The sequence below is a fragment of the Aquimarina sp. I32.4 genome (assembly GCF_002924285.1).
Taxonomy (GTDB): domain Bacteria; phylum Bacteroidota; class Bacteroidia; order Flavobacteriales; family Flavobacteriaceae; genus Aquimarina.
This window is the reverse complement of record NZ_PGUB01000154.1, coordinates 1-7,076: the sequence shown is the minus strand read 5'-3', so window position 1 is coordinate 7,076 and position 7,076 is coordinate 1. Positions and strand designations below refer to the sequence as shown.

Below are 7,076 nucleotides of genomic sequence, written 5' to 3'. Positions count from 1 at the left end.
TGATAGCATACAAAAACTAGAAGAACTATTGCCTGGATATCAAGAAAACACTAACCTGTAGTTGCTCGGACGTTTACGCGCAATCGCTATATTTTAGAAAACATTCTTACTTATAAAATTCCTTAGAACTTCAATTAATATGTATCACTTCGATTAAACCTCAGTACTAGAGATCTAAAATATGGACGCTCTTTTGCCTATTGTTTTGCCAAAGTTTTCTGAGGCCGTTTTGCCATCGCTTCATCTGGGTAAAAACGCACTGCTTCTATTTTACATAATATTATAAAAATACATTTTGTTTTAACCAAAATTATTACCAAACTGTTTTAGGTAAAAAAGAAGTCCAATCACTACCATCATGATATTCAATTTGACTTAAATGGTTAGTGATCTTTGGAAAAGGAACATTTGGTGGTATTTGTAAATAATCATAAATTAAATTTGAAGCATTTTCTAAAGAAATGTAATTGAATTTAGAGTCATTTTTTGATGGACTAAAATTAGGTATTGAAATACTATTATTAATGCCATACATCTTTTCTACATAACATTTAGAGAGTGATAGATTAGGAGTTCCTCCATTTTTTTTAAGAATAATGTTCTCTTTTAATTTTAATTCATAGTAATAAAAATGATTTGTTATTGAATTAACTGTAAATGTAATTTTTATGTTTTTTCCTTTTTCAAGTATGCATTTATAGTTGTTTTTAATATCTAAATCAACTAAGAGTTTTTTTAATTTAGGAATTGCGTCTTCAAGTATCAAAAGTTCATTCTTATAGATTGGAGATGTGATTTCATGATGAGAAAGAGGATGAATTAAATTATGTAATAAGCCAATAATTATATTAATTTCAGAAATATCTTCTCCAATTTTTATTAGAAAATTTTTGGTCTTTAATAATAAGTTTGTTAATTTATAATCTGCTAATTGTGTGTTTTCTGCATCTACTAATTCATATTTGGGCACTAGATCTTGAATTAACTCCTCTATCGATTTTCTAAAATAATTAGATGATGCTGGATAATCAGGTCGAATACTATCATGCAAGTATTGAATTGCTTTCTCATAATGGCTTGATCCCATTACGAGTATAGGTTTAGATATTTTTGTACCACTTAAATCTTTTGTTCCAACATAAATCTCTAATGTTTTCCATGATTGATCATTATAAACACCAAATTGTCTCTTTGCTAGTTCGAACCAATGCCTATCGTATGTTGAAATAAATTTTTGATAACTTGCGAATTCTGTACGTAAAATATTCAATATAGGGATTCTGTTACCTGCGTCTAATCCAATGAAAACATCATCAAAAAACAATATTTTTAAATCTAAATTGGTTGGATTTTTTAATAGTGAAGCAAGGTATAAACAAATTGCAATAGCTGATAATCTTGCTTCATTCAGAAAATCACTGTAATCACCTGTAATACTTGAACCATCTTTGATTATATCAAGGCGTAAATCAGATGTTGTATTCCAATTTGATTTATAGCCATAATTAAAATTTAATGGAAGAAGTATATATTCAAGTTGGATAGCTAAATCGGCAAAATATGTACTTAATAATCTATTTAATTCTAGAAAAACTGAGTCTAAGGTAGATCTTAGATGAATTTCATAAATAGGTAATTCTGCAAATGCATTTTTATGCGAACGATCATTTCTCGTATATGATTCTTCTATTAAGTTTTTTTGTAATTGTTCCCACTTAGATTTAAATTTAAAACTTCCTCCACTAGATATTGGTATATGATTACCTAAGAGTGAGAGAACTATCAAATCAAATAAATTAGGACGTTCTTCTTTATGCAAATAAACTTTTAAAAGATCTGTATAATCCAAAAACCCATTAACTAGTGATGCTGTTTGAATAAATGGGATATTATTATCACTAAGAGTATCACCAAACACATATTCTTCGTCCGAACCAGATACAAGTTGTAAAGATGTATTATCAAATTGTGAAAAAGTTATTTTAATTTGCCCATCTAAATGTTCGAAATATCTATTTTTTACAAAAGGTAAAGAAGTATTATTTGATTTTACAAAAAAACTATTCATTGCTTTATAAAGAGAACTTTTGCCACTACCATTCTCTCCATATATTAAAACATTTTCTCCGTTCGGTAGAACAAGAGCTTCATAATTATCACAATAAGCTCTGCAGTTTTTTATTTTTAAAGATGCGATTCTCTTAGCCATTTAAAATTGATTCTCAATATTGATGATTTCAGAAATATTTAAAATCTTCAATAAACTTATATTAAGATCATTATTAGGATCACTTAAGCTTTTGTAAATCGAATTGATTAAATTAGTATCATCTTCTATTTCTGGCAAATCATTCAAATAAGATGAAATTTTGATATCTGCTTTTTCAAATTGAACTTGAAAATATAATTCGTATACCATTGCATCAACTAATCTTTCAAAAAACAGAGTACTTTCAGAATCTGTTTTACTATTCAGAACATAATCAATAATTTTACTAAAAAGAAGTTGTTTTTCAAATGGAATGATTGGTATTTCAATATCTTTGATTTCAGTTAGTGTTATATTTTTTAACTCATCATTTTCATTAACATTCTTCAAATAATAAAAATTATAACAATACCTGCTCGAAAGTATGGCTAATATATATTTTACATCAAAGCCGTATCGATTAACCACAATCCCAATTGTATTAGGTTTGAAAATTAAATTTGAATCAAAATAGGATGTGTTAAATCTAGTATTCGATGTCAAATTTCGTTTTACTAATATTTTATTCTTAAGATTAAAAAAATCTTTATTAAACATAGAAACATCTTCTAAATAACTAATATCTTCTTTATTAATTTGAAAATTATTAAAATCCCCTTTTTCAAAATAAGGATATGAAAGCTCAGATTTTATAGAATTTGGTTTAATATTTTTATTTATTGCCACTCCTTGAGAGATAGTCGAAATATTTCCTAATAGTGTTTTTTCTACAAATTGATAATTGGAGTTATTAAGAAATAAATTAGATTGAATATATTTAGATTTAAACTTAGAAATATTAGAATGAAATACTTCTTTGCTTTCAATTCCAGCCATATCTTTAAATAATGACTTTAAGTCATTTCTTATTTCTGACTTTAAACGGTCTATAACATCAAAAGGAATATCAAAAAGAAAGTACCATAAGGCATAGAATGTTTGCTGAGTTCTTCGACCCTTTACAACAATTAGTATTTCCTCTAAATTTTTTATTAAACTTGGTGTAGAACTATCATCTGAGTCAGAAACTAAAACACGTAACTTCTTAATGAAATTAAATTCAAAATCATTTGAAGCACCAATAAAACTAGTAGTTTTGGAGGTGTTTTCTAAAACTTTTGTAATTTCGATTTTGGATTTTAACCTGAACATAATCCTATCTACAACCTGATAAATTCCAATGTCATTTGGAATGAAATTAGCTGGCTTTCCAGCAATAATCCATGTATATTGAAGATATATTAAAGAAGTATATATATTTTCATTTTCCATTCTAGAATTATTTTTTCTAAAATAAAACCAATCATCATTATTTTTATATATAGATTGTATAGTTAATATAATATCTCTTGATATATAAGAGTTCCACATTTCAAACGTATCTTCCTTAATTGGATATGGTTTATTATTTAATCGAAGAAATAAATCAATTGGTTCGAAATTGATATTGTTTTTATAGTTAATTTCAATTATCCATAAATCAAAATTATTGATCTTGCTTTTTTGGAATGATGATAATTGTTCAAATTTCTTAAGATGTAAATTTCTTAAAATGCCATTTTTTAAATTTAATGAATAGGCATTTTTATCTGAATGTCTAATTTTGTTGTTTTCATCTAAATATGATTCATTTATGAAGCCTAGAATACTCAATAATCTTTGTTGACCATCTAAAACCTCTGATACACCATCTTTTCTTTTATATATAAATATTGGAGGTAGTTTTATTCCTAAGAGTATACTTTCAATGATACTTGAAGATTTCTTTTTATTAATTACTTCTTGTCTTTGATAAGGTGGGCGAATCAAGAACCTTTGTTTACTCATTTGACGGACAATATCCACAATTGTAATAGATGATGGTTCTGTCTTATGTATTCGTAAATCATCAAAACTTGTTACACTTTCAAGATCAGGTATTATTTCTTTATTCTTTGTTTTAAACTCTATATTATTATGAAGGTATATATTAAAATCAACTTTAAAATTTTCAGTAAAGAAATGTGAAATTACTTCATACCTTTTGAAAAGCTCTTTAGCAAAAGAACCTCTTGTCGTGTCAAACGACTCAATATTTTTATAGATGTAATTTGTTAATTTGGTAATTGTATCGTTGGTAATTAATGAAAGAGAAATATTTTCATTTTCCAATATTGAAAATACCCAAAACAAGCATTCAGATATAAGCCTGTTGTATGCTTTTCCTTCGCCTGGAAATACTATTTTAACTTTGCTAATTAAATTTATTTTTTCAATAAATTTATTAAATATTGCATGAATTTCTGCTTCATCAATATCAGAAAATGAAAATTCATAAAAATTTGCAATAACAATATTTTTTTTTACAGCATAATATTTAATTGGTATTTTATGCTGTACTAATAATTGTCTAATTTTTTTTAAAATAATTTCATTTGTCGTTTTCTCAAAATTTAACGCGTCAGAAATATCTCTTTTCAAAATTTGATCATCAATCAGTTTCTGCTTAAAGAATGAATTTAAATCATCATCAATGTATATGGCATTATCAATTTCTGTGGGTTTTAATGGTGTAATCCCTGAATTATATCTTTTAAAAATTTCTTTTTTAACAACATCCTCCATATCCATCATATCTTCATCTACCGCATTTTGACCATAAAAACTAAATTCAATGATACGAAGTTTAGTTTCCCAAAATAAATCTTGTAGGTCTCTTTCTAAATCTTTAAAATATTTACCAGAAATATCAATATTATTGAGCTTGTGTAACCCATTCTTTTTTAATTTAAATTCATTTTTTATAAACCTTAGAACTGTTTGATATCTCTGCCTTCCATCGATTATCTCAATCTTCTCTAAGTTTCTGAAAAAAATTAAAGGTGGTATCTCCGTGCCCAGTAAAATACTTTCAATAAAATATGTTGCCTTTTCGTCATCCCAAACATAATTCCTTTGATAAAACGGTTTGTAATTTGTGTTTTCAACTCTTTCAGGGTTATTGAAAAGAACTTCAATAGACATTACTTTTGGCTCAATCTTAATTCTATTCTCAAATATTTCTCTAATTTCCATTCCTAACTCGGCTTATATTTGATTTATCTAACTCTTCAATTCTAATTCTTTGCAGACTTCTTTAAAAACTTCACAAGGATCAACATCAATTGCTAACGCTATTAAATACAATTCACTAACACGCAATTTTGTTCTACGATTATTAGACAATTCACTCAGGCGAGTTTTGCTTATTCCCGTTTTACGAGAAACATCGGATCTGTTTACAGATTTTCTAGAAAGATATAACCCTAAGTCTGTCATTATTGTCTGTTTTTAAGAACATAAAATTAGGTATTAGGTTATTCTTATCCGATTTTCTAAACTACCGTAAAATATTTTATCTGCTTTTATGTATATTTGTTCTTATATTCGGAATATTTTATCTTAAAAAGAGAATATTATTTTTAATAATCAACCATTAAAACCTAATAATTCTATGAAAAATGAGCAAATAATCATTGATTTAATACAGCAGGATCTTAAACATAGTCAATTACTTTATGGTTTAGAAAGTATTGGATTAGATGGATTAAGTACTCATCATCTTGCAATTTTGGAGGTTATTTATCAACTTATGAATACACCAAAAGAGAAAATGAATGATTATTTAGCAGAAACATATGCTTCTTTTATGAATAGATCTATTGATTATAAAATTACACCAGACGGACAATCTTTAAAACCTTTAGCTAAAGAATGTTATAGCCGATTAAAATACCTTATTGATTTGTAGATATTAGGTTTAGATGCTTTTGATTTAAACATTTTAAATAGTTTCCCATTCCACACACATTCCCCTACTCTCCTATCGTCGTTTCGGGTAATAAGTGTTGCATTACCTTTTTTTTTTTTAAACTTTTCGTTAGAAAACTTTTAAAGAGTATGTAGTACAAAAAAACTTTGCTTTTCCAAAGCAAAGTGACATAACGCAAGTACATTATAGTACAAATATAATATATGAGTAAAACGGCGAATAGAACTTTTTCGGTTCTATTTTGCATAGATGCAGATATAGCGCCTTTAGGTCTATATCGTCAGCATTTATGTAACAGCCGTTTTACGCACGCCAGTTTATTATTAGTAGCTATAATGTAGTATTATGTAAAATATCCCAGGGTAATTCTATTTCATAGTCATATTAGCTACTGGGGTCATTAATATTTCTTTTAAGGCGTTTATGATTAAACCATACGTTTTACATTTGTAGCTATAATTTGCCGTTATGTAAAATTGCCGCGCCCAACCGCTTTATTGTTTTGTAAATAAAAATGCTCAATGCATTTTTCTCTACACACAATTTGCCATCGCTTGGCCACACCAAAAAAAAGCAAAACTTTTAGGTAGTTTATAAATCGCGTATTCGATAAAATATACGTGTAAAAAGTTTTTATGCGATTCTCGTGACGTTGCCGCATAAGCATAAAATTACTCTAACGAGATAATTTCTATGCACATGCTATGTGTAGAACACAGATTAAACATTTTAAGAGTTTGCATATCTTTTTCCTTGATGAAAAAGAAACAAAAAATCAAGGCTAGCACAATCCCGAAGCTTCGGGATGGAAACAATGTACGGCGCAGTCGCTATATTTGTATCCGTCCGTCTAACCCATCTTGATTAGATTAGTTGAAGGCTATATTTTTGTTTAAAAAAGTATATGTCTAAATTATCGGAATCTCGACGGATGGAGGAATTAGTATCCTCTTATCATAGTTCAGGTCAAAGTCAAAAGGATTTTGCAAAGGCTCATGGTTTAACAGAAGGCAAGTTGCATTATTGGATAAAGAAGCT

The 7,076-nt window shown here is 27.4% G+C and carries 4 protein-coding genes; 1 reads left to right on the top strand and 3 read right to left on the bottom strand.

What is annotated here, in order from left to right; all coding sequences use genetic code 11:
* Positions 1–313 precede the first annotated feature (313 nt).
* From CVD18_RS20600 to CVD18_RS20590, 3 genes are read right to left on the bottom strand one after another with little or no spacing between them, the layout of a single operon-like run.
* Entirely contained in the window at positions 314–2,209 is a 1,896-nt protein-coding gene (locus CVD18_RS20600) for an AAA family ATPase (RefSeq protein ID WP_103867373.1), read from the bottom strand.
* Positions 2,210–5,302: a DUF262 domain-containing protein gene (locus CVD18_RS20595; RefSeq protein WP_103867372.1), complete on the bottom strand. Its 3,093-nt coding sequence runs from the start codon at positions 5,300–5,302 to the stop codon at positions 2,210–2,212.
* A 27-nt stretch (positions 5,303–5,329) separates the two neighbouring features.
* Positions 5,330–5,545 carry a helix-turn-helix transcriptional regulator gene (locus CVD18_RS20590; protein ID WP_103867371.1) on the bottom strand — a complete coding sequence of 72 codons (216 nt, stop codon included), beginning with the start codon at positions 5,543–5,545 and terminating at the stop codon, positions 5,330–5,332.
* Between the two features lie 175 nt (positions 5,546–5,720).
* Here CVD18_RS20590 and CVD18_RS20585 point away from each other — a divergent pair, with 175 nt between their 5' ends.
* On the top strand, positions 5,721–6,017 hold the full coding sequence (locus CVD18_RS20585) for a hypothetical protein (protein WP_103867370.1): 297 nt from the start codon (positions 5,721–5,723) through the stop codon (positions 6,015–6,017).
* Positions 6,018–7,076: the final 1,059 nt, after the last annotated feature.